This window comes from Xenorhabdus doucetiae (assembly GCF_000968195.1).
GTDB lineage: Bacteria > Pseudomonadota > Gammaproteobacteria > Enterobacterales > Enterobacteriaceae > Xenorhabdus > Xenorhabdus doucetiae.
This window is the reverse complement of sequence record NZ_FO704550.1, coordinates 3020304-3044189: the sequence shown is the minus strand read 5'-3', so window position 1 is coordinate 3044189 and position 23886 is coordinate 3020304. Positions and strand designations below refer to the sequence as shown.

The 23886-nt window shown below is 46.4% G+C and carries 28 protein-coding genes and 1 other RNA gene; 21 read left to right on the top strand and 8 right to left on the bottom strand.

The genetic code is table 11. The features are described 5' to 3' along the window. Position 1: 1 nt before the first annotated feature. The 4 genes from XDD1_RS13130 to XDD1_RS13115 are packed head-to-tail and all read left to right on the top strand — an operon-like array spanning position 2 to position 3296. Positions 2–427 carry a tail fiber assembly protein gene (locus XDD1_RS13130; protein WP_045971829.1) on the top strand — a complete coding sequence of 142 codons (426 nt, stop codon included), beginning with the start codon at positions 2–4 and terminating at the stop codon, positions 425–427. Then, entirely contained in the window at positions 427–1155 is a 729-nt protein-coding gene (locus XDD1_RS13125) for a hypothetical protein (RefSeq protein WP_045971827.1), read from the top strand. The genes XDD1_RS13130 and XDD1_RS13125 overlap by 1 nt, the downstream gene beginning before the upstream one ends. Next, positions 1127–1672: a baseplate complex protein gene (locus tag XDD1_RS13120; protein ID WP_045971826.1), complete on the top strand. Its 546-nt coding sequence runs from the start codon at positions 1127–1129 to the stop codon at positions 1670–1672. Before XDD1_RS13125 ends, XDD1_RS13120 begins: the two co-directional genes overlap by 29 nt. Beyond that, a complete protein-coding gene (locus XDD1_RS13115; RefSeq protein ID WP_045971824.1) occupies positions 1659–3296 on the top strand; it encodes a hypothetical protein in 1638 nt (545 codons plus the stop codon). Before XDD1_RS13120 ends, XDD1_RS13115 begins: the two co-directional genes overlap by 14 nt. Before the next feature lie 308 nt (positions 3297–3604). Here the strand turns inward: XDD1_RS13115 and XDD1_RS20235 are convergent, their stop codons facing one another. Further along, a complete protein-coding gene (locus XDD1_RS20235) occupies positions 3605–3736 on the bottom strand; it encodes a hypothetical protein (protein WP_269450520.1) in 132 nt (43 codons plus the stop codon). Positions 3737–4016: 280 nt separating this feature from the next. On the opposite strand from XDD1_RS20235, the gene dinQ reads away from it, so the two are divergent. Together dinQ and XDD1_RS19670 are read left to right on the top strand one after the other, a co-directional pair. Then, positions 4017–4100, top strand: a complete 84-nt coding sequence (gene dinQ / locus XDD1_RS20405; RefSeq protein WP_350223157.1) for a damage-inducible type I toxin DinQ — start codon at positions 4017–4019, stop codon at positions 4098–4100. 262 nt (positions 4101–4362) lie between these two features. Then, complete coding sequence (locus XDD1_RS19670; protein WP_167541633.1) at positions 4363–4530, top strand: hypothetical protein; 168 nt, start codon at positions 4363–4365, stop codon at positions 4528–4530. 279 nt (positions 4531–4809) lie between these two features. Here the strand turns inward: XDD1_RS19670 and ssrA are convergent. Both ssrA and smpB read right to left on the bottom strand, forming a co-directional pair. Then, positions 4810–5173: a transfer-messenger RNA gene (gene ssrA, locus XDD1_RS18645) on the bottom strand. Between the two features lie 50 nt (positions 5174–5223). Continuing rightward, positions 5224–5706, bottom strand: coding sequence for an SsrA-binding protein SmpB (gene smpB, locus XDD1_RS13110; RefSeq protein ID WP_045971822.1), 483 nt, complete (start codon positions 5704–5706; stop codon positions 5224–5226). Between the two features lie 157 nt (positions 5707–5863). Here smpB and XDD1_RS13105 point away from each other — a divergent pair, with 157 nt between their 5' ends. Both XDD1_RS13105 and XDD1_RS13100 read left to right on the top strand, forming a co-directional pair. Beyond that, positions 5864–6298, top strand: a complete 435-nt coding sequence (locus tag XDD1_RS13105; protein WP_045971820.1) for a type II toxin-antitoxin system RatA family toxin — start codon at positions 5864–5866, stop codon at positions 6296–6298. After that, positions 6291–6584 carry an RnfH family protein gene (locus XDD1_RS13100; RefSeq protein WP_045971818.1) on the top strand — a complete coding sequence of 98 codons (294 nt, stop codon included), beginning with the start codon at positions 6291–6293 and terminating at the stop codon, positions 6582–6584. The genes XDD1_RS13105 and XDD1_RS13100 overlap by 8 nt, the downstream gene beginning before the upstream one ends. A gap of 49 nt (positions 6585–6633) precedes the next feature. On the opposite strand, the gene bamE is transcribed toward XDD1_RS13100, so the two are convergent. The 3 genes from bamE to nadK form a co-directional block, all read right to left on the bottom strand. Beyond that, complete coding sequence (gene bamE, locus XDD1_RS13095; RefSeq protein WP_045971816.1) at positions 6634–6978, bottom strand: outer membrane protein assembly factor BamE; 345 nt, start codon at positions 6976–6978, stop codon at positions 6634–6636. A gap of 112 nt (positions 6979–7090) precedes the next feature. Further along, on the bottom strand, positions 7091–8764 hold the full coding sequence (gene recN / locus XDD1_RS13090) for a DNA repair protein RecN (protein ID WP_045971814.1): 1674 nt from the start codon (positions 8762–8764) through the stop codon (positions 7091–7093). Between the two features lie 137 nt (positions 8765–8901). Continuing rightward, positions 8902–9780, bottom strand: a complete 879-nt coding sequence (gene nadK / locus XDD1_RS13085) for an NAD(+) kinase (RefSeq protein WP_148885996.1) — start codon at positions 9778–9780, stop codon at positions 8902–8904. Positions 9781–9903: 123 nt separating this feature from the next. Here nadK and grpE point away from each other — a divergent pair, with 123 nt between their 5' ends. After that, entirely contained in the window at positions 9904–10485 is a 582-nt protein-coding gene (gene grpE, locus XDD1_RS13080) for a nucleotide exchange factor GrpE (protein WP_045971809.1), read from the top strand. 64 nt (positions 10486–10549) lie between these two features. Here the strand turns inward: grpE and ung are convergent, their stop codons facing one another. After that, entirely contained in the window at positions 10550–11230 is a 681-nt protein-coding gene (ung, locus tag XDD1_RS13075) for a uracil-DNA glycosylase (protein WP_045971807.1), read from the bottom strand. A 158-nt stretch (positions 11231–11388) separates the two neighbouring features. Between ung and grcA the strand changes: the two genes are divergently transcribed. Both grcA and XDD1_RS13065 read left to right on the top strand, forming a co-directional pair. Further along, a complete protein-coding gene (gene grcA, locus XDD1_RS13070; protein WP_045971805.1) occupies positions 11389–11772 on the top strand; it encodes an autonomous glycyl radical cofactor GrcA in 384 nt (127 codons plus the stop codon). 209 nt (positions 11773–11981) lie between these two features. Next, on the top strand, positions 11982–12977 hold the full coding sequence (locus XDD1_RS13065; protein WP_045971803.1) for a phospholipase: 996 nt from the start codon (positions 11982–11984) through the stop codon (positions 12975–12977). A gap of 111 nt (positions 12978–13088) precedes the next feature. Here the strand turns inward: XDD1_RS13065 and srmB are convergent, their stop codons facing one another. Further along, positions 13089–14429 (bottom strand): ATP-dependent RNA helicase SrmB, encoded by a 1341-nt coding sequence (gene srmB / locus XDD1_RS13060; protein WP_045971801.1) that lies wholly within the window; start codon positions 14427–14429, stop codon positions 13089–13091. 144 nt (positions 14430–14573) lie between these two features. Here srmB and trmN point away from each other — a divergent pair, with 144 nt between their 5' ends. The 10 genes from trmN to recO all read left to right on the top strand — a co-directional run bounded on the left by trmN (position 14574) and on the right by recO (position 23838). Further along, entirely contained in the window at positions 14574–15341 is a 768-nt protein-coding gene (gene trmN, locus XDD1_RS13055) for a tRNA(1)(Val) (adenine(37)-N(6))-methyltransferase TrmN (protein WP_045971799.1), read from the top strand. 280 nt (positions 15342–15621) lie between these two features. Continuing rightward, complete coding sequence (gene rpoE, locus XDD1_RS13050; RefSeq protein WP_045971797.1) at positions 15622–16197, top strand: RNA polymerase sigma factor RpoE; 576 nt, start codon at positions 15622–15624, stop codon at positions 16195–16197. 64 nt (positions 16198–16261) lie between these two features. Further along, positions 16262–16909 (top strand): anti-sigma-E factor RseA, encoded by a 648-nt coding sequence (gene rseA / locus XDD1_RS13045; protein WP_045971795.1) that lies wholly within the window; start codon positions 16262–16264, stop codon positions 16907–16909. Further along, positions 16909–17868 carry a sigma-E factor regulatory protein RseB gene (rseB, locus tag XDD1_RS13040; protein WP_045971793.1) on the top strand — a complete coding sequence of 320 codons (960 nt, stop codon included), beginning with the start codon at positions 16909–16911 and terminating at the stop codon, positions 17866–17868. The genes rseA and rseB overlap by 1 nt, the downstream gene beginning before the upstream one ends. Then, positions 17868–18332, top strand: coding sequence for a SoxR-reducing system protein RseC (gene rseC, locus XDD1_RS13035; RefSeq protein WP_045971791.1), 465 nt, complete (start codon positions 17868–17870; stop codon positions 18330–18332). The genes rseB and rseC overlap by 1 nt, the downstream gene beginning before the upstream one ends. A 194-nt stretch (positions 18333–18526) precedes the next feature. Continuing rightward, on the top strand, positions 18527–20323 hold the full coding sequence (gene lepA / locus XDD1_RS13030) for a translation elongation factor 4 (protein WP_045971789.1): 1797 nt from the start codon (positions 18527–18529) through the stop codon (positions 20321–20323). A 20-nt stretch (positions 20324–20343) separates the two neighbouring features. Beyond that, entirely contained in the window at positions 20344–21312 is a 969-nt protein-coding gene (gene lepB, locus XDD1_RS13025) for a signal peptidase I (RefSeq protein WP_045971787.1), read from the top strand. Between the two features lie 196 nt (positions 21313–21508). Continuing rightward, positions 21509–22189, top strand: a complete 681-nt coding sequence (gene rnc, locus XDD1_RS13020) for a ribonuclease III (protein ID WP_045971785.1) — start codon at positions 21509–21511, stop codon at positions 22187–22189. Continuing rightward, a complete protein-coding gene (era, locus tag XDD1_RS13015) occupies positions 22186–23091 on the top strand; it encodes a GTPase Era (RefSeq protein WP_045971783.1) in 906 nt (301 codons plus the stop codon). The genes rnc and era overlap by 4 nt, the downstream gene beginning before the upstream one ends. Before the next feature lie 9 nt (positions 23092–23100). Next, a complete protein-coding gene (gene recO, locus XDD1_RS13010) occupies positions 23101–23838 on the top strand; it encodes a DNA repair protein RecO (RefSeq protein WP_045971781.1) in 738 nt (245 codons plus the stop codon). Positions 23839–23886 lie beyond the last annotated feature (48 nt).

Here is a 23886-nt window from a genome sequence, read left to right as displayed (position 1 = left end):
CATGAATTATATCTATAGTGCAAAAACTAACGCATTCTACCCGGTTGATTGGAAATCAGATTACATTAACGCAGGGTCATGGCCGGATGATGGGATAGTGGTTAATCAGGCTGTTTTCAACGAATTTGCAGGCAATGAGCCACCCATAGGGAAACTGCGCATTGCTGGTTATGGCGGATTACCTGCATGGGGAGATATTCCCCCGCCGACACGGAGGGAATTGCAGAGCCAGGCAGAACAGGAAAAAAGGCAATTGTTGCGCGTTGCTAATGAAAAAATTGGTATTTGTCAGGATGCAGTTGACTTGAATATCGCTACAGTTTCGGAAAAAGTTGTTTTAAACGAATGGCGACGCTATAGGGTATTACTCAACCGAGTGGATTGCTCGACCGCCCCTGATATCGATTGGCCGGAGCAACCCGAATAATGCACTGGCAACGTAAAACCCTGCAATTGTCCCCGGCGCTGTCGGGGCTGTCTGCCAGCATCGTGCCCGTACACCCGTTTATTTACGGTGTCGGGCAGCAGGCCGACAGTGGCAGCTACTTAAGCCCGGCCAACGCCATTCATTACCTGTCAAATAAGCTGACAGGCGCAGGTCACCTGAATGCCCTTGTGTTAATGGTCTGTGCCAAGACCCACGCTGAATTTATGCAGCACTTAACGCAATTTTCATCCGTGTTGCCGTTGCCGGTCTTTTCCCAAGTCACGCGCATGGCAAAAACCGCCGAACGCCTGAGCATCAGCAAAATGCAATTGCCGGGCAAACAGGGCGGCGGGTTGCCACTGCCACAACCATTGTCAACCGCAAGTAGCCGCTTGGCCGCCAATGCCCAACTGATTGAACAGGCCAAAGCACAGGCCAGCGCGGGCAGCAGCCTTGCCGGATTAAAAGCACAGTTAAGCGGATTTACCACGGCCAGACAAAACGCCTTGCAGCAAGTCAGTGATGCCCTGAGTGGCGCAATGGGCAACACCGCCCCCGTTTGGGCATTTAGCGGAACAGGCCACGGTGCGCTGTTGGCCGAGAAGCTGCGCAAGGAAATACCGGAACCGGACGCCGTGTATACACTGGCAACCCTGTTTGCCGGAGACAACATCAGCGCATTAGAAAGGATGCTATCGCATGAGCCAAATTATCACCCTCGCCCTTGACGGCGAGGCCATCCCCTTAAAAAGCCTGACCGTCACCCCTTCGGTGATGTTTCAGGATCAAGACCAAAGCGGGCAGTCATCCAGCACCGCTGTAGCGGAACAGGGCATTAAGCCGAAAGAACTGCGCATCACGGGGATTATTCCCTTTACCGAACAGAAAACCTTGTCGCGCCTGTTTGCGCTGGCCGAAGCCAAGGAAAACGGCAACCTGAAACGCTACCGGGTTGCCAACCTGACTGCGCAGGCCATTAATTTTCGCATCGGGACATTTACGGGCACGATTGACGCCAGCAAGGTAGACGGCAAGCAGGCATGGCAGGTGACCTTTACCTTAAGGGAACATTTATCGGTGTCGGAGAAACGCGATGCCCGTGCGGCGGGCAATATTCCGGCCAAAAAGCAGGCCGGGCAGGGCGGCAGTGCCGCCAAGGAAGAGCCGGAACAGTTAAGCTGGTTTGAACGAAAAGTGCTGAAACCAATCAATGACAAAATAGGCGCAGCCCATGAAACCGATTAACCGGCTTTATCTCTCCGGGGATGAAGTGCATCTGGTTGACGCCAATCTGATGCTGGAACTGTCAGCCTGTGGCCGGGGCTTTATCACGGCCGAGACAACCACGGATTACACCGGAAAACTTGTCCGGCTGGATGTGGGATACACCGATTTGGTGCTGCGCTGGTTTACGGGCTATGTGGAACGGTCGCAACCTGCCCAGAACGGCTATCAACGCCTGTTTGTACGTGAACTGGCCGGGGTGTTTGATCGTCCTTGGCCGTGCTCGTTTCAGCATCCGACCCTGCGCCAGATTGTGGACTACTTGCAGGAACACAGCGGGCTGACCTTTATCTTGCCGCAGGCACCCTATGCCGATAAACCGATCCCGCACTACACCCATAACGGCACGGGCTATCAGTTGCTGGCGAACTTGGGGCAGGTCTTCGCCATTGAAGATTATATCTGGCAACAACTGCCAGATGGTTCGGTGTATCTGGGCAGTTGGGCGCATTCGCTGTTTGCCGGGAAGCCCGTCGATATTCCCAATGAATTCAGCAAGAGCCAGTCCGCAGGCAATGCCATGACCCTCCCGATGATCCAATCGCTGCGCCCTGGTGTCGTGGTCAATCAGCAACGGCTGACCAAGGTCAACCTGAACAATGAAAACATGACCCTCACATGGCAGCCCAAAGGCCAACCGGAGAGTAAAACGCCCGCCCAGCGCCAGATTGATGCGGCTTACCCCGAATTATCGGCCGGGCTGCATTTGCCGAAATTCGCCCGTATTGAGGCGCACACCGAAAACACGGCCAGCGGCGATATTTCCGATCCCTTCCGGCCGCGCTATGCGGTTGATGTGCAATTGCTGGATGATAACGGTCAGGATGCTGCCGCCCCGGTTTATCAGGCTGTCCCGCTGCCGTTGCCAATGGCGGGCGGCGAATCGGGCATGTTCCAGTATCCGCCTATCGGCACAATGGTAGAAATTGCTTTTGAGGGCGGCCGCCCGGACAAGCCCTTTATCCGCCAGACCCTGAGCCAGGGCAACACCCTGCCCGATATCAAGCCGGGTGAACAGTTGCAGCAGCAGCGGGCGGAAGTGTCGCAAAGAGTGACGCAGGAGGGCAGTTGGATACGGCAAACTGACCAGACCATTAACGAGTCCTCCATGCACCGCATTGTCAAGGCCGACACGGAAACCCGCACCCTCGTGGCACGGGAAACCACGCTACAGGCCACGGACAAGACCACGGTGTTGGGCACATCGACCTTACTGGCGGGTGCAGTTCAGCAGATTGCAGACGGTGATTACTGCATGGCGACCTCGTCCAATCTGGTCACCAGTGTGGGAAAGGTCGCGGATATTGAAGTCGGCCAAAAGCTGATAGAAAAAATCGGCCTGATCCGCCAGAGCATCGCCGGAGCCAAGCAAGAGATTGTCGCGCCGGTGGTCTGGGTAGGCAGCCAGCAACTTAACGTGATGACCCTGATGTTAGATACGCTGGATGTGGTGAAAGAACTGGCCGAACTGACCGCCGCCCATACCCATCACAACACCGGCACCCCGGAGAACGCCAGCGCAATACGCAACACGGCGCATAAATCCGATGGGCTGAAACAGAAGTATTCGCCTGTGATTGGGTGAATATCGTCCCTTTGTATGAGATTTTTTACGCCATAGCATAGGTTGATATTTTATGCAGAGGGATTAGACTGATGATGTTAGTTGAGGAGTAGCGCGCTCTGACCGAGGCTACCAACCTTAGTCAGTACGAAACAAATAGCCCTTCTTAAGGGAAATACAAAAAAAGCCAACCTTATCCGTTGGTTTTTTTGTTTTATCTACTACAGAAATATTCGCCTGTGATTGGGTGAATAGCGCCCATTTGTATGAGAACATTGACGCTATACCATAGGTTGATATTTTATGCTATAGGTATTAGACTGAGAGTGTTAGTAGGTGACTGTCGCGCTAAAACCGAGGCAACCAACCTTGTCAATAGCGTAAAGTACCCCACCCAATTCAAGGGTAAAAAACGAAAAAGCCAACCTCACCAGTTGGTTTTTTTGTTTTTGCTGATCCATTGTTTTAATTGATTGAATCATCTGAAAATAGACCTATAATCTACGCTTGTTAGTTGGATAAGCGCAATGACCATTAACTAAAGTGTTTTATATTGAAAAGGATTTCAATACTTCGTAAGTCTTACGAGGTGTACAAAGCCCTGGCTGAATACCAGATGGTGCTGATTCGGTGCCTCGGTCAGAGCGCGACAGTCACCTACTAACAATGATGATAGCCAATCGGACAGGCAGCCTAAAGGCAATGGTTGGTTAAGTCGTGCTCCCTAGCTGGAGCAAACGGATGAAGAGGTTTATCGATACCGCTATCATCGTTCTCAAGGCGTTAGTTGCGCTTTTAGAATTGATCCGTACCTTTCTGAAATAGATAACGGAAACGTAGATAAGGCCACCGGGTTAACCGCCCGGTGGCCTTTAACATTTACGGCTCGCAGCTCTCTTCATCTCTATTCAATTTATTCTCTCTCACTAAACGCAACCAGACACACACAGCGCCATTATCAATTAAGTTGACTCCGTCCCGTGGTTAATTTGGATCGCGTCCCTGCGTCGCGCTCAGGCTGCACAATCCCCACGAAATAAAAGTAAACCCGACGTAAAACGGACTACACCGCACCCGCCTGCACGTTTTGGATCAAGAAATTATTTCAGTTTTAAAATCCTACAAGACGAACCGCCAGACCGCGCCAGCACTGGCGGTGTGGGAAACATTGCAAAATGAAACGGGTGAAAAGGTTTTCAGGAAATTACAGTTTTTGGATCTAGAACGGATCACGGGGAAAATATCAGTGCATTGATATTAAAGGGATAAATCTATTTTACGTGAGAATTAGGATCACGGGGAAAGGTTAAGGAGAATTTCGAAAGGCGGTAATGGTGCGGGTTGGTGGTCGTTGAGAAACTGAAATCAATCAACATTATTCCCCTGACCAAAAAAAATTTCTTGTGTGATTCTGATACGTGAAAAATAGCCCACCAAAAAACTGATATGGATGATGTTCTAAAATCTCTGTCGCCATTTTGCCGCCACTATCAAAGGAAAAGGGCTGCGTTTTCACGCAACCCCTTGATTTATTTGGTGGAGCTGGCGGGAGTTGAACCCGCGTCCGAAATTCCTACATCCTCGGTACTACATGCTTAGTCTGGTCTTTACATTCGCTTGCCAGCTGCGGACAGACACGCCACTAACAAACTAGCCTGATTGGATTTAACGCTTCAACCCCAGGCAAGGCATCCACGCGATCTCTTTTGGGTTTGACCTCTCTTGATCCCCGTCCTAAGAGCGGAGGCTAGGGAGAGAGGGCTCTGAGCAGGTTATTAAGCTGCCAGTGCGTAGTTTTCGTCGTTTGCGACTATTGTTTTGCGGCTTTTTACGAGGCCAACCGCCCCTCGGCATGCACCTTGGGTTTCGCGAATACCGTCGAATCCAGAATCAGCCCCAAGTGTGTTAACGGCAAGTATATCAGAATATTGGGAGATAATGCCAGTGATTAACGCCCAGAATTCTTCATAATTCGCGCTTTGTCTAATTTCCATTCACGTTCTTTAATATCTGAACGTTTATCGTGCGCCTTTTTACCTTTCGCAACGCCAATTTTGACTTTGCTCCAAGCATTTTTCCAATACATGGAAAGTGCGACGATGGTGTAGCCTTCTCGATTGACTCGACCATACAGTGAATCAAGTTCACGTTTGTTAAGTAATAGTTTGCGTGACCGCGTCGGATCACAAACTACATGGGAAGAAGCAACATTCAAGGGCGTAATTGTGGCACCAAAAAGATAAGCATCACCATCTTTGAGTAAAACATAACTCTCACTGATGTTAGCCTTGCCAGCGCGCAGTGATTTGACTTCCCAACCTTGTAGGGATAAGCCTGCTTCGAATTCTTCTTCAATGAAGTATTCGTGGCGGGCTCGCTTATTCATGGCAATTGTTGCCGAACCGGGTTTGTGTGCTTTTTTCTTTGTCATAATGCGTTGTATTATACTGTATGCGTTAGTGAAAGAAATCTCTTCTGCATGATATTTAGCGATAAGTGCACATTTATTATGCTAAATGTCAGCGGGTTTTTATTTAACCACATTTAAGTGATATTATTCAGCGCTGTTATGTTTTACAGGAAATGATATGCCACAGATTAGTCGCTCTGCGCTAGTGCCTTACAGCGTGGAACAAATGTATAAATTGGTCAACGATGTGACGTCCTATCCGGATTTTTTGCCTGGATGTGTGGGAAGTCGTGTAATAAGCAGTAGTAATAATGAAATGACGGCTTCCGTTGATGTCGCTAAGGCAGGGATCAGTAAGACGTTTGTAACACGCAATACGTTATTTGATAATAAGCGCATCAATATGCAGCTTGTTGATGGGCCTTTCCGCAAGTTGATGGGGGGGTGGCATTTTACTCCGTTAAGTGAGGATGCCTGTAAAGTTGAGCTGCATCTCGATTTTGAATTTACCAACAAGTTGATTGAATTGGCTTTTGGCAAAGTGTTTAAAGAGTTGGCTGGTAATATGGTTCAGGCGTTTACCCAACGTGCGCGTGAGGTTTACAATGTCTGAGATTAATATTGAAGTCGTTTATGCTCTGCCGGAACGGCAATATCTGCGTAATGTGAAAGTGCCGCAAGGCGCAACTGTTGAACAGGCGATTGTGGCATCTGGCCTTTTGACATTACGTCATGATATCGATTTGACCCAAAATAAAGTGGGCATTTATAGCCGCCCTGCCAAATTGACTGATACGCTGGAAGAGGGAGATCGTGTAGAGATTTATCGCCCTCTGATTGCTGATCCAAAAGAAATGCGCCGTAAGCGCGCGGAGCGCGCTAAAAATAATGCGCAATGATGCCTATTTATTCGCCAGGTTATCGACTGGCGAATAAATAAAACACACCTCACTGATTCTCTGGCAGTGACTTTTCATTCTTGATATCAGTTAGCTCACCTTTGTCATCAAAGGTCAGTGTCAGGGTTTCTTGCGTTGTTTTCCCATGACCGGGTTGTTGGCGGAAAACGTAATACCAGGTTTGGCTGCCAAATGGATCGGTCAGCATTGGTGTTCCCAAAGTGTAAGAAACTTGCTGCTGGGTCATTCCTTTATGGATTTTTGCTACCGCAGCCGGCGTAAGGTAGTTCCCTTGATTAATATCAGGACGATAAACAATTCGCTCAAACATGGAGCAACCCGCAGTCAGCATAACAAGTGATACAGTAGCGGCAGTCAACAATTTACAGCGCATAGTAATTACATTCCTTGAGGAGTCAGGCCGTCGATAATAATAAACATTGGAGAGATTGAAAACCTCTACGCATTTACCTATGACTGCAATTATACAAAAAAGTTGGATTAATTTATGCCGCCAACAGCTCTTTTGCGTTGGCCAGTGTATTTTTAGTTACCTCACTGCCCGCCAGAAGCCGCGCCAGCTCTTGGAGTCGTGCTTTTTTATCCAATAGTTGCATCTGGGTTTCTGTTTCTTCGCCATCGGTTTGCTTGCTAACATAAAAATGCTGATGTCCACATCCTGCAACTTGAGGTAAATGGGTAACACACATCACTTGGGTTGATTCCCCCAATTCACGTAGCAGACGACCAACAATTGCTGCTGTTGGGCCGCTGATACCCACATCCACTTCATCGAAAATGAGCGCAGGGGTTTCCATTTTCTTCGCTGTAATGACTTGGATCGCCAGTGCAATGCGGGAAAGTTCACCACCTGATGCGACTTTTGCCAGTGGCTGGTGAGGTTGGCCGGGGTTGGTTGTAACATTGAATTCGACTTTACTGGCTCCATCAATATTTAAATGCTCCGGTTCAAAGGTGACATCAATGGTAAAGCGGCCATGAGGCATAGAAAGTTGGTGCATACTGTTTGTGATCAGTTGGCTCAGTTCTGCGGCATATTTCTGACGAATATGGTGTAATTTTTCTGCCACTGCCAGGGCTTGCTGGTAGTGGAGGCTGACCAATTCACTCAGGTGGGCACAATCATTTTCCTGTTGGGATAACTGATATTGCTCTTCCAATAACTGTTGATGTAATGCAGGTAACTCTTCTGGTGAAACATGATGTTTACGAGCCATGTTGATTTGTTGGGAGATTTTCTGTTCCAGTTCGAATAAACGATTAGGGTCCAGTTCCAACTGGTCGCTGTAATGACGTAATTCATCACTGACTTCATTGATTTGGATAGCCGCTTCTTCCAACATGTTAAGCAGGCTACTGAGTTTGTGATCCATGCTGGCAAGCTCGGTCAGTTCACTTCGCGCATAGTTGAGGAGGCGGGTAATGTTCTGCTCATCGTTATCACTTAGAAGCTGAAGAATGTTTTGGCTGACGGACAGAAATTGCCCGCAGTTTGCCAGCCGTTTGTATTCGCTATCTTGCTCCTGATAATCACCGGATTGTGGTGACAGTTCATTCAGTTCTTTCAGGTGATATTCCAGTAATTGCTGGCGTGAACGACGCTCAAGGGCTTGTTGTTGGAATTGGGAGAGCGCCTGACAGCTTTGGCGCCATTGTTGGTAAGCCTGTTTCATTTCATATTGAAGTTCAAAATCGCCCGTGTAAATATCCAGTAAGCGCCTTTGATGACGATTCTCTAATAACAATTGATGAGCATGTTGCCCGTGGATTTGGATCAAATGTGAACCTAATTCACGTAATTGGGAAAGGGGTACAGCAGTACCATTGATAAAACCGCGAGAGCGCCCGTCAGCGGTGATGGTGCGACGCAGCAGGCACTCATTATCATCATCAAAACTGCCATCAAGCTGGTGCTCTACCAGCCATTTGCGGGCAGAAGGCGCATCAGCCAGTGAAAAGCGGGCACAAAGGTCGGTACGTGGAGCACTTGGGCGAACCATATTGGCTTCGCCACGATTGCCAAGACATAAACCCAGTGCATCAATCGCTATGGATTTACCGGCTCCGGTTTCACCCGTTATTGCCGTCATTCCTGAGCGAAAATCAATTTCAAGTTCGCGAACGATAGCAAAATTACTGATGGTCAGTTGAGTCAGCATCGTGCTCCTCCTTCCTTTTACTGTATATAAAAATATGTTCCTACACCGTAAGAACACATTCCTGTGCATAAAAACATGTCTGTGCTTTCGTACAGTATAAACTGGTTTTTTATACAGTAAAGTAGGGAAACTTGTTTTTAGAACATTTTTTTTGACCAACCCAGTTTTGTGCTCAATGTATTGAAGTAGTTGTAATCTTTTGGATGAATTAAGTGCAGATTATAGTCACTGCGTTTGATAATCACTTCTTCACCATCTTGGATTGGCAAGACGATCTGGCTGTCACAACTGACTTCGTAGTCACTGCTATTTTGGGCAAATTTCAGTCGAATGCTGCTTTCACTGCTGATAACGAGAGGGCGTGCCGAGAGGGTATGTGGAAACATTGGCACTAGCACGATGGCATTCAAGTTTGGGGTTAATATAGGCCCTCCCGCAGACAGTGAATAGGCCGTAGAGCCAGTCGGTGTGGCGATGATCAAACCGTCTGAACGTTGGGAAAAAGCGAAACGTTCATCAATATAAACTTCAAATTCAATCATATGGGCAACTTTGCCTGGATGTAATACGACTTCATTGAGCGCCGTGCTGCGTCGGGATTTATGTCCCGCTTTTGTTACTTGTGCTTCGAGCAGAAAGCGTTTTTCGTCCCGAAATTTGCCAGCCAAAACTTCGGATAGTTGCTGTAAAGCATTATCGGGGTCCAAATCCGTCAAGAAGCCTAGATTTCCGCGGTTGATGCCAATGACTTTGATGTCATAACGCGATAATACTCTGGCTGCTCCAAGCATATTGCCATCACCACCGACAACAATCACAAGATCAGCGATTTTGCCGATTTCTGTTAGTCCTCCAGTCTGGGCATTTTTTAAGTTAATGTCTTTCGCGACCTGCCTATCCACAATGACGCAATAACCTTTAGATACCAGCCAATGGTACAGCATTTCATGGGTAGCCAACGCTTCAGGGTGACGTGGCCGACCGACAATACCGATGCATTTGAATTCATTATTCATTGCTGTTATTTCCTTCAGCATATGGTTTTGCCCTCACAATATAATGTGCTCCCTTGAATCCCGCGTTTTGATCCCCATAATAAGCGAGAATGGCGAAGATAATACAAATACGCGGAGATATTCATGAGTAGTAAAGACCAAAAAGTACCTGATGAGCAAGTCGCAGAAAATACAGAAAATGTATTAGAGCAACAAATAAGTGCGGAACAGACAGAGGCACCAGAGACTGAAAACGTTGTTGATCCGCGTGTTGCTGAGTTGGAAGAACAACTGAAACAGGCTCAGATTAACGAACGTGATGCGATGTTACGTGCGCGTGCTGAAGTGGAAAACATTCGCCGCCGTACTGAATTGGATGTCGAAAAGGCACACAAATTTGCATTGGAAAAATTTGCCAATGAACTTCTGCCCGTTATCGACAATCTGGAACGTGCATTAGAGGCGGCTGATCGTACCAATGAAGCACTGTTGCCAATGGTTGAAGGTATTGAACTGACTCTGAAAGCGTTTATTGATGCAGTAGGTAAGTTTGGTGTTGAAGTGGTCGGTGACACCGATGTCCCTTTCAATCCAGAAGTGCATCAGGCGATGACCATGATGGAATCTGATCAGCATGAACCAAATCAAGTTATGTTGGTGATGCAAAAAGGCTATACCTTGAATGGCCGCTTATTGCGTCCTGCCATGGTTGCTGTTTCTAAATAACGTCACGCTATCCCGTGTGCAATGCCGCCATTTAAAAGGCGGCATTTTTGTCGGTAGAAATCGGTTATTGGGACAATTGAGGATTCCAATCTATTGGCGACAATCCTTGGATTTCCAGCAATCTGTTGGCCTGTGAAAAATGTTTACAGCCTAAAAAACCACGGTGGGCAGATAAAGGTGAAGGATGCGGCGCTTTTAATACATGATGGCGTTGAGTATCAATAAAACGGCCTTTTTTCTGGGCATGAGATCCCCAAAGCAGGAAAATAACCCCGCTGCGATGTTCATTGATGGCTGCAATCACTTTGTCAGTAAATGTTTCCCACCCCAAATTCGCATGGGAATGTGCGTTGCCACGTTCAACGGTCAGCACGGTATTGAGTAATAATACCCCCTGTTTTGCCCAACTGAGCAAACAACCGTGATTGGGGCGGGCAAATCCAGCAATATCCGATTCCAGTTCCTTGTACATATTAACGAGAGAAGGTGGAGCAGGAATACCCGGCTGTACAGAGAAAGCCAGACCGTGGGCTTGATTTGGCCCGTGGTAAGGGTCTTGCCCCAAAATCACCACTTTTACATCGGGCAATTCGGTATAGCGAAATGCGTTGAAGACATCTTGCTGAGGCGGATAAATGGTTTTTCCAGCCTGACGTTCATTGGCGACATAAGCCAATGTATCAACAAAATAAGGCTGTTTCTTTTCATTGCCGATGACATCGTGCCATGTAAGAGGTGCGGACATAGCCAATCCCTTTCTAGATGATTATCAAATGACTTAAGCTTACCGATTCCCTTGGGATAGGGAAACCCTTAGTTGATTTCAATCAAAGAACCTTTTTATCCGTACTGGTATACAAGAAATCAGGAATAATAACCAAGCTGATAATGTTGGAGGTATAAATGATTACTGGGATTCAAATTACCCAATCTGACAACGCTGCATTGATGAATTCTTTTTGGCTGTTGGATGATGAAAAAAATGAAGCGCGTTGTCTCTGTGCCAAAGCAGATTACGATGAAGGCCAGATTGTTGTCAAAGAGGAGTTGGGACAATTTGAATATCGCGAAATTCCGTTGGAATTTAAACCGACTGTGCGTGTAGAGGGCGGGCAACATCTGAATGTTAATGTCTTGCGGCGTGAAACGTTGGAAGATGCGGTAAAACACCCCGAAAAATACCCTCAGTTGACTATTCGCGTATCGGGTTATGCTGTACGCTTTAATTCACTGACGCCGGAACAGCAGCGTGATGTTATTGCGCGTACTTTTACAGAAAGCCTGTAATTTTTGTACCAAGAAAAGAGCTTAAAGGGAGAGTCAATACTCCCTTTTTTATAGGCATAAATCAGAAAAAACAATTCCATATTTTATTTATGGAAATTAATTTTGTTAATTAAAAATTAAATTTGTTTTAACATTGTTAAATATTCTGCCGATAGAGAGTTTGGGTTTTTTAAACCACATCAAACCTGAATAATCTGTAGGAGAATCTTATGACTTTATCCGTTAATACCGATTTTTTTAGCAACTTAGGGATCTATTCATTACAGGGAAATTCTCTGCAACCCCAATCTCAATCTCCAGCGCAGTCACCGCCAGACAAAAAAGTTGATCACAGTTCTTCCTCAGGCATTTCGCTTTCAGAAAACACTCAACAGGCTAATGCACTCTATCAATCGTTAATGAGTAATTTAAATGCCAGCGCGATGGCCGCTCCCGGATTGACAGCCAATGATATTGCCGGAAAACAATCCCAACTCACCGATTATTCCCTGACGTTGGTTACCCGTGATGTTTATCGACAACATAGTTTAGGGATTGGTGATTATGTGCGTTTGTCTAATGAGGAGTTATCAAAAGCAGGCATAGATCCGGGCACGCTGAATGATTATTCAAGCGGGTTTCAAGCCGGTGTATACCATAACAACGGGCTATATATTGTCTCTTTCACCGGATCGAATGAATTAAAGGATTTTATGGTTAGTGTTCGTCAGGGGCTGGGTTTTAATGAGAAGCAGTATAATCAAGCCGTGGAATTGGCGCATAAGGCATTAGAAACATTTGGTGAAAATGTCGTTTTCACCGGACATTCACTGGGGGGCGGATTAGCCACAGTGGCGGCATTGGCAACAGGGAAGCCAGCCGTTATTTATAATTCGGTGAGTGTTTCTGACGCAACATTGAAACACATGGGAATATCACCTGAAGTCGCTCGTGAATTGGCTGACAGTGGCTTGATACGCCATTATGCCGTCCAACATGATTGGTTGGGTAACTTGCAAAAAACATTGCAATTTCATCAACCGATGGGGCACACAATAGAGCTTAAGTATGAATATGAATTGGACAGTATATGGGATGTTATTATGCCTGATCGGTATGGCCTTCATGTCTTTAAAGCCCATTTTTTGGAAGCTGTCGTCGAATCTATGGCGCAGCATAAGCCTTGGTTGAATACCCAGCAAAGTGAACCGTCTTATGCTGTGTAATATTTAGCATTCAGACGGGGAGAACCGTCTGGCAGAACATGGGCGAAGCCATTGCATGACTTCGCCCATGTTCTAAATCCGCTTACGTTTTACGAATAATCGCTGCCAGAATTAATCGTTGCTGGATTCCGTTAATTCTGGTTTAGGATTGCCTGAAGGAGCACGGCGTTTACCGATATTTTTACTGTCGCGATGACGCACTTTCACGCGGCTTTTCTTCACATCTTCTGTTTTCTTCTTCTCTTTGCGTTTTGCCAGCACTTTTTTGGATGGCTTATAGCTCTTTTTCTCACTGGGTGCTTTGGTTTGTGGGCGAAGTTCATCAACAACCCGGATTTTCAACGGCTCGTTGAGATAACGGCTGATTTTACCCAAAAGAAGGTGATCGTGCGCTTCAATCAGCGCAATGGCGGTTCCCTTACGGCCTGCGCGGGCAGTACGGCCAATCCGGTGCAGGTAAACATCCGCAGTACGCGGTAAATCAAAGTTAAAGACGTGGCTGACGTTTTCGATATCCAGGCCACGGGAAGCAACATCAGTGGCGACCAGGACGTTAACTTTGCCATCATTCAAGCGCTTCACGGCATCTGTGCGCTTGGCTTGCACCATTTCACCCTCAAGGAAAGAAGCCTGAATGCCCGCCTGACTCAACTCATCGACAAGTTCACGCACACGCTCTCGTTTACGCACGAATACAATGGACTTCGTGACATCAGATTGCTGGAGAAGGTGGCACAGCAAGGCGGTTTTATGCGCCAACGAATCAGCACGATAATAAAATTGCTGAATTTTTTTGCGCTCGCGGCGAGAAGGTTCCGCATCTATCTCAACCGGATCAGTTAACAGGCGCTCGGCAAAATCACGGATGGATTCCCCTTCCAGCGTTGCGGAGAATAACAACGTTTGTTTGCGCCAGCGCGTTTCACCGGCAATCGTTTCGACATCATTGGCAAATCCCATATCCAGCATGCGATCAGCTTCATCAAGGATCAGCGTTTCTACTGCACGGCAGTCGAAATTTTCTTCTTTGATGTATTGCAGCAGACGCCCGGTCGTTGCGACAACAATATCCTGATTCCCACTGAATACTTCCGCGTGATTCATATAGGCAACACCCCCCGTTATGGTGGCAATGTCCAAATGGGTATGGGCCGCAAATTCTTTCGCTTGTTCTGCAACCTGCATGGCCAGTTCACGGGTTGGGGTCAAAATCAGGATACGTGGAGGCCCCGATTTTTTGCGAGGAAAATCCAGTAAATGCTGTAGTGCCGGAAGCAGGTAAGCGGCGGTTTTACCTGTACCTGTCGGCGCAGATCCTAATACATCGCGTCCGTCCATCGCCGCAGGAATGGCTGCTTCCTGAATGGCGGTCGGGCGTTCGTAGCCTTTTTCGTTCAGTGCTTCAAGCAGGGATTCATCAAGTTCGAATTCGGAAAAGTTTGTCGCAGTCATCATATACCTCTATTTGGGGCCGCCGATTATAAACAGGTTAAGCGCATTCTTCATCCTATAAAAGCATCCAATGAGTCGGTTGCTTTTATCCGCCGGCCATAAGATTTATGCTATGACAAATTCTAATTTCAGCAGATATGGGTCATGGCATCGATACAAAAAACCGCTTTTCGCCGCGGTGGTTTTACATTTAAACAGTTTTTTGTCGGACACGATAAATGTGCGATGAAAGTCGGGACGGATGGTGTGCTGTTAGGCGCCTGGGCGCCAGTATATAACAGGAAAAGATGTCTGGATATTGGCTGTGGTAGTGGTTTGATTGCGTTGATGATAGCTCAACGTACCAAAGCCAATACCCTTATTGATGCCGTGGAACTGGATGTTCTTGCTGCAATGCAGGCGGTTGATAATGTGCAGCAATCACCGTGGCCTTCCCGTATTACGGTATATCAGCAGGATATTTATGATTTCGTGCAGCAAAATGAGCAACAAAATAAGTTGCAGCGAATCAGCGCCCAATACGATTTGATTGTTAGCAATCCTCCCTATTTTGAGCCGGCTATTGCATGCCGAAACGAAGCACGCAATCAGGCTCGTTATACGGCGTCACTGACGCATCAGGGGCTCTTGGCGTGCGTACAGAAATTGATGGCGCCGACAGGGTTATTTTGTCTGGTACTGCCTTATGGCATTGGGGAACAATTTGAAAAAATGGCGTCAGATTTGGGATGGTTTACCCATTTTCGCGTCAATGTACGTGATCGGCCAGACAAGCCGTTACATCGCCTATTGCTGGGATTATCACTGCAAGAACAGGACATTCAAGTGAGTGAATTAACCCTTCGTTCCTCGGATGGCACTTATTCAAAGCAATTTCGTCAGTTAGTAACAGATTTTTATCTTTATTATTGATAATGTTAGCACTATTAAGATGATAAATTATATTTTCCGATATAATAGCGCCAAGACTTTCTTTTTCCCAGATTAAAATCGCGTGTCTTGTGAAATAGAGACTATGATATAGAAAAAGTGCAATACGAGAATAACAGGTGGTTGTAATAAAGATTACAGCTAAAGTTGAACTTCACAGTAAATTGATACTCAAAGTCATGCTTGTTCGGGAAATCAGAACATCATCTTGGTTTAATTTAAGTATAAATGTGGAGTTTTACCTCAGGAGAGTGAACCTCGGATGAGCGAGCAGTTAACGGATCAAATGCTGATTGAACGCGTCCAGAAGGGCGATCAAAAAGCATTTAATTTGCTGGTGATAAGATACCAGCACAAAGTAGCGAGCTTGATTGCTCGTTACGTACCTCAAGGCGACGTTCCTGATGTTGCCCAAGAGGTTTTCATTAAGACTTATCGGGCACTGTCTTCTTTCCGGGGTGATAGTGCTTTTTATACATGGCTGTACCGTATTGCCGTTAACACTGCGAAAAATTATTTGGTTGCTCAGGGGCGCCGTCCACCCTCCAATGACTTGGATGCGAACGACGCAGAAAATTACGATACTTCAAGTTCATTAAAAGAAATTTCGAACCCTGAGAACTTAATGTTGTCTGAAGAATTAAAGGAAGTGGTTTTCCGCACGATTGAATCGCTTCCGGAAGATTTGAGGATAGCGATTACGTTGAGGGAGTTGGATGGGTTGAGCTATGAAGAAATAGCCGACATCATGGAATGTCCTGTAGGCACGGTGCGTTCACGAATTTTCCGGGCAAGGGAAGCGATTGATAATAAAGTTCAACCACTGATCCAACAATAAACTGATCCAACAATACTGATCCAACAATATAGTGGGACAAAACAATATCTAAGGGTACTTTGGCATGCAAAGAGAAAAACTTTCCGCATTGATGGATGGAGAAGCTCTTGATAGTGAAGTCGTTCATTTGGTCTCTGAAGATGCGGTCATGCAGAAACAGTGGGAAAGATATCACCTTGTACGTGATGTGCTGCGTGGCGATGTGGGGGATGTATTGCACTTGGATATTGCGAGTCAAGTCGCTTTGGCACTTGAAAAAGAACCCGTTCATATCAATCCGGCAGCGGTTCTGGAATCTCAGCCAAAACCTGAAACATGGGCTAACCTGCCGTTTTGGAACAAAATCCGCACATGGAAGAGTCAAATTGCACAAGTTGGCGTTGCTGCCTGTGTATCGCTGGCCGTGATTATCGGTGTTCAGCAACATAATAGTGATAGCAGTGTTGAGACTGATAACCAGTTTGAGGCACCCGCCTTTAATACATTGCCAGTAATGGGAACCGCATCAACAGTGGGTTTAGCGACGCCGGCCGAAGAAGAAACTTTCGGTGGTGACCTGAGTATGCAAGTGCGGGAAAGCAACAAGCGAATTGATGCAATGTTGCAGCAATATGAACTCGCCCGCCGCATCCACGCTGAAAAAAATGAGGGTATCACCCAGACTAATCAGATTCCTGGAGCACAAGCACCACAACAGTCACAGCATCGGTGATGAAACGCATTTGGGTTGTCGTTTTTTTATTGGCAAGTAGCCTGATAAATCCTCTGAAAGCCTCAGCGCAACAAAGCAGCGCTGAGGCTTTGTTACAGGATATGAGTCAGGCGGTACAAACGCTAACTTATGAAGTTGGCTTTATCATTTTAGGGCAGCAATTTCTTATTCCCTTGCGTTACCGTCATGCCATTATTGATGGGCAGGCTATCGGCCAAATCATACAAATGGATGTTTCACGCAGGGAGATTGTCCAGCGCGGTGACCAAATCAGTTATTACGAACCAGGATTGGACTCATTTAGCATACGCGGTACACATATCGTTGATTATCTCCCGCCAATCATCTTTGCCGATTTTGCACAATTACAGAAATTTTATCGTTTTATTGATGCAGGCAGTACGCAGGTTGGCGATCACCCCGCGAATTTTGTGCGTATCATAGCGAAAGATGAATCTCGCTATAACTATAACCTTCTGATTGATGAGAAAAATCATCTCCCTCTGCTGATAGATCTTTTGGATAAAGACAATAAAACTGTCATTGAGCAATTCCGTGTCGTGTCATTAACTGTGAATGACGCGATTAAAACGGAGCTGAGTTCGATTACTGATTTGAAATTACCGCCCATGTTACTTGTTCCGTCTTCTGATAAGTTGAAGTTTAATTGGATGGTTGGAAAAATACCTGAGGGTTTCAAAGAGATATCCCGTAGCAGTCGTAAGTTATCAGAGACAGAATGGCTGGAATCCATTATGTATAGTGATGGATTGTTTAATTTTTCTGTCAATGTCGTGAACTCAGATAAAAAGGCTGTTGATGAACAACCATTTCGACAAGGCAGGAGAACGGTTTATACTTTGGCCAGAGGTAAAAACAGCATAACAGTCATTGGGGAGCTGCCTTTCGCCACCGCCGAGCGAATTGCAGCCAGCGTGACGTTTACGGGAGGAAACTGATGGTTAAAGAGTGGGCAACGGTTGTCCGTTGGCAAAAAGGCCGTGCATTATTGCGTTACGGATCATCGTTGGGCTGTGGTAGCTGTCAGGCCAAAACAGCTTGTGGTTCTTATTTACTGGAAAAAATAGGGCCGGAAAGCATCCATCAGTTGGAAGTTGAAATTTCTCAACCACTGCAACCGGGACAGAAGGTTGAAGTCGGTATTCCTGAAAGCAGCCTGTTACGTTCAGCCATGCTGGTTTATCTGACACCCTTGTTGGGGCTGTTTTTGGGTGCAGCTCTTTTCCAACTCTGGACAACTGACCAATTAGGGATCGGTTTAGGGGGAATTGGCGGTGGGTTCGCGGGTTTCTTCATTGCCCGCAAGATTGCTGCGTATTGGGATAAATTGCAAGCCTACCAGCCCGTTGTATTACAAATTGGTTTACCTCCTGATGCGATTAAGGTACTACCGCAAGAGTAATCTGTTTTACCCTACGCACTTCAACAATAATTTATTATTGAAAACGGCTTTCCCACTCGTTTGGTTTTCGCGGGTTTGGCATGTAGAATACGGCTCCTCAGGCCAGTGGCCGAACCAATAAACTGTCGCTTTATGTCCATCAATGTGTCCATAGGCGAATGATTCAGAAATATTAAGGCAAAAAAGATTTAATAATGAAGCAAATACGAAATTTCTCCATTATCGCCCACATTGACCACGGTAAATCCACGCTATCTGACCGGATTATTCAAATCTGTGGTGGTCTGTCTGATCGCGAAATGGCAGCACAAGTACTGGATTCAATGGATCTTGAGCGTGAACGTGGGATCACGATCAAAGCACAAAGTGTTACGCTTGATTACAAGGCAAATGACGGGCAAGTTTACCAATTAAACTTTATCGATACACCAGGGCATGTGGATTTCTCTTACGAAGTCTCCCGCTCACTGGCCGCCTGTGAAGGTGCCTTGCTGGTGGTTGATGCGGGTCAGGGGGTTGAAGCCCAGACATTGGCTAACTGTTATACCGCCATAGAAATGGATCTGGAAGTGGTTCCGGTTCTGAACAAAATCGACCTTCCGGCGGCTGAACCAGAGCGTGTTGCCGAAGAAATCGAAGATATTGTCGGTATTGATGCCGCCGACGCAGTGCGTTGTTCGGCAAAAACGGGTATCGGCGTACAGGATGTGATTGAACGTCTGGTAAAAGAAATCCCCGCGCCGGAAGGTGATCCTGATGCACCATTGCAGGCTCTGATTATTGACTCGTGGTTTGATAATTACCTGGGTGTGGTTTCACTGGTTCGTATCAAAAACGGTACGTTGCGTAAGGGTGATAAAGTTAAGGTAATGAGTACCGGACAGGTATACAACGCTGACCGTCTGGGGATCTTCACCCCGAAACGCGTTGATCGTGATGTATTGAATTGTGGTGAAGTGGGCTGGTTGGTCTGTGCCATCAAAGATATTCTGGGCGCGCCGGTTGGAGATACTTTGACAACTTCCCGCCAGCCTGCGGAAAAAGCACTGCCTGGTTTTAAAAAGGTTAAACCGCAGGTTTATGCCGGTCTGTTCCCGGTCAGTTCTGATGATTATGAAGCTTTCCGTGATGCGTTAGGCAAACTGAGCTTAAATGACGCTTCATTATTCTATGAACCAGAAAGTTCCACGGCATTGGGCTTCGGTTTCCGCTGTGGTTTCCTCGGCTTGCTGCATATGGAAATCATTCAGGAACGCTTGGAGCGTGAATACGATCTCGATTTGATCACAACGGCACCAACCGTTGTTTATGAAGTTGAGACAACCAGTGGTGATATTATCTACGTTGATAGTCCATCCAAGTTGCCGGCGTTAAACAATATCCATGAACTGCGTGAGCCGATTGCAGAATGTCACATGTTGCTGCCGAAAGAGTACCTTGGTAACGTCATTACACTCTGTGTAGAAAAACGCGGTGTGCAAACGAATATGGTCTATCACGGTAATCAGGTTGCACTGACCTATGAAATTCCGATGGCAGAAGTTGTGCTGGATTTCTTTGACCGCTTGAAATCAACTTCGCGTGGTTATGCTTCTCTGGATTATAACTTTACCCGCTTCCAGAATTCAGACATGGTTCGTGTGGATGTGTTGATTAATGGTGAGCGTGTGGATGCGCTGGCTTTGATTACCCACCGCGACAATTCGCAATACCGTGGGCGTGAGCTGGTGGAAAAGATGAAAGAACTTATTCCACGCCAGCAATTTGACATTGCGATTCAGGCTGCCATAGGTACTCACATTATTGCGCGCTCTACCGTTAAGCAGTTACGTAAAAACGTATTAGCGAAATGTTATGGCGGTGACGTCAGCCGTAAGAAAAAGCTGTTGCAGAAACAGAAAGAGGGTAAAAAACGCATGAAGCAGGTCGGAAACGTTGAACTGCCGCAGGAAGCCTTCTTAGCGATTCTGCATGTTGGCAAAGATAATTAACAAGGTCGTAAGGAGTTCAAATGGCTAACACTTTTGCCTTGATATTAACGTTAGCAACGTTAATCACCGGCATTCTTTGGTGCATAGAGCGATTTAAGTTCGCACCTGAACGTAAGAAACTTGCTCATATTCAGGAACAGGCGACCGGCGCAGAAGCTCAGGGCGCTTTGGCGAAAGAACTTAACAAACCTTCATGGGTTGAAACACTTGCCTCTGTCTTTCCCGTGTTAGCCATTGTGTTGGTTCTGCGTTCTTTTGTGTATGAACCTTTTCAGATCCCTTCGGGTTCAATGATGCCGACACTGCTGATCGGGGATTTCATTCTGGTTGAAAAATTTGCTTATGGTTTAAAAGATCCGATTACGCAAACCACCTTAATCAAGACGGGTGAGCCGAAGCGGGGGGATATTGCCGTTTTCAAATACCCGAAGAACCCAACTATCGATTTTGTCAAACGCATTATTGGCTTGCCTGGAGATAAGATCGTTTACGATTACGTCAACAAAGAGCTTCATGTTTACCCTGGCTGTGGTTGGAATACCCAATGCAAGGGCGATTTACCGGTGACTTATCGGAATGCGTTCCCAAGTGACTGGACGATAAAAGAAGATGTAACACCCGAAGGCGTTCGTATCAATGGCGTTTATCAGGTTCCTGTTGATGAACCCATAGGGCCATATTCTCTCCGCCAAGGCGAACGCGTTGAAAATTTAGGTGATGTGTCACACCATATTTTGACCATCCCTGTAATACAACGTTTCCCAGGTTTCTCCCAAGAAGGCTTGCCGGTTGGCACTTGGGTTGTTCCCAAAGGGCACTATTTTGCTATGGGTGATAACCGCGACAATAGTGATGATAGCCGTTCATGGGGATTTGTTCCGGAGAAAAATCTGGTAGGCCGTGCAACGGCTATCTGGATGAGCTTTGAAAAACAAGAAGGTGAATGGCCTACTGGCGTGCGTTTTAGTCGAATTGGTGGAATTCACTAATATTTATATATTAGCGCAGCATTAATTTATCTCACAGTGTAGAATATTCTTTCAAACGAGATGACTGGCTCCCTAACATGGTGAATGCTTTGGGAGCCAGTGCAAACGCAACAGTTTTGTAAGGCATACCACAAGTTGCCCCACAGGTCTGTTGCGTGTGCTTTTATTTGATGAATTCTAACTGAATTGGTAGCACATGAACGCCATAATAACGAACCGGTTACAACATAAGCTAGGATATACCTTTAAACAGCACGATTTGTTGCTTCAAGCGTTAACTCACCGCAGTGCCAGCAGTAAGCATAATGAACGTTTAGAATTTCTCGGCGACTCCATCCTGAGTTTTGTCATTGCCAATGCGCTGTACCAACGTTTCCCCCGTGTTGATGAAGGAGATATGAGCCGCATGCGGGCAACATTGGTGCGTGGGAATACACTGGCGGAACTGGCCAGAGAATTTGAATTGGGTGAATGCCTGCGTCTGGGGCCGGGTGAGTTAAAGAGTGGAGGGCATCGTCGCGAATCCATTTTAGCGGATAGCATTGAGGCTTTAATCGGCGCTATTTTTCTTGACAGCGATATTCAGACCATCGAAAAGATTATCCTGAATTGGTATGAAACCCGTTTGAATGAAATTAGTCCGGGTGATAAGCAAAAAGATCCTAAAACACGTTTACAGGAATATTTGCAAGGGCGTCATTTGCCGTTGCCTACCTATCTGGTGGTTCAGGTTCGTGGGGAAGCACACGATCAGGAATTTACCATTCACTGTCAGGTCAGTGGATTTGAACAGCCTGTCAGAGGAATCGGTTCCAGTCGCCGCAAGGCAGAGCAGGCGGCTGCCGAACAAGCATTAAAACAATTGGAGCTTGAATGAGCGAAGAAAAAAACTATTGCGGATTCGTGGCAATAGTCGGTCGGCCCAACGTCGGTAAATCAACGTTATTGAATCAGTTATTGGGTCAGAAAGTATCCATCACCTCCCGTAAACCTCAAACGACGCGGCATCGCATCATGGGGATTCATACGGAAGGGGCTTACCAAATCATCTATGTTGATACCCCAGGTCTTCATATTGAAGAAAAACGGGCGATCAACCGTCTGATGAACCGTGCGGCGAGCAGCTCTATTGGTGATGTCGAACTGGTTATTTTTGTTGTGGAAGGTACGCACTGGACACCCGATGATGAAATGGTGGTGAATAAATTGCGTCATTTACGTTGTCCTGTCTTACTGGCTATCAATAAAGTGGACAATGTGCTAGATAAAGCCCTTCTTCTGCCCCATATCGGTTTTCTCAGCCAACAGATGAATTTTATCGACGTTGTGCCGATGAGTGCAGAAAAAGGCATGAATGTTGATACCATTGCCAAAATAGCACGTAATCATATCCCACAGGCGGAACACCACTTCCCGGAAGATTATATTACTGATCGCTCACAGCGTTTTATGGCGTCAGAAATCATCCGTGAAAAACTCATGCGTTTTTTGGGTGAAGAACTGCCCTATTCCGTGACAGTGGAAATTGAACAATTTGTTACCAATGAGCGTGGCGGTTATACGATCCACGGTTTGATTCTGGTCGAGCGTGACGGTCAGAAGAAAATGGTGATTGGTAATAAAGGCAGCAAAATCAAAACGATTGGTATAGAAGCCCGTCAGGATATGGAAAAGCTGTTTGATATGAAAGTCCACCTGGAATTGTGGGTAAAAGTGAAATCAGGCTGGGCGGATGATGAACGGGCGCTACGTAGCCTCGGTTACATCGACGACTTATAAGGCTGATGTGTGGACGGCTGGCAGAGAGCCTTCGTGCTTCATGGGCGCCCTTACAGTGAAACCAGTTTATTGCTGGATTTTTTTACTGAAAACGAAGGGCGGGTACGTGTTCTGGCAAAAGGGGCACGCAGCCGTCGCTCTAATCTAAAAGGTTGCTTGCAACCTTTCACCCCGCTGCTCATTCGTTGGAGTGGGCGGGGGGAAATCAAGACATTAAGAGATGCAGAGCCTATCTCATTGGCTCTCCCCTTAACGGGAAGTGTGCTCTACAGCGGTTTATACGTGAATGAGCTGTTGTCCAGAGTCCTTGAGCAAGGCACGGCATATCCCGCACTTTTTTTTGATTACCTCCAGTGTTTACAATCCCTTGCGGCGAGTGAATATACACCAGAAAGTGCATTGCGTCGTTTTGAATTAGCATTACTTACCAATATGGGATACGGTGTCGATTATCTTCACTGTGCCGGCAGCGGTGAACCGGTAGCGGATACCATGACTTACCGTTATCGTGAAGAAAAAGGATTTATCGCCAGTTTGGTTGTGGATCACTTCAGTTTTACGGGTTATGAACTCAAGGCGTTGGCAACTGGCGAATTTCCTGATCCGGCAACATTGAAGGCGGCGAAGCGTTTTACCCGCATTGCCTTAAAACCGTATTTGGGCGGGAAACCGTTAAAAAGCCGTGAACTATTTCGTCAATTCGTGCGTAAAAAAACTGATCATCCCAACAAGAAAAATGAAAACTAAAGTAAGCCACTTTTTCATGGTAAATTCTTCATGATGAAGAGTGTAAAC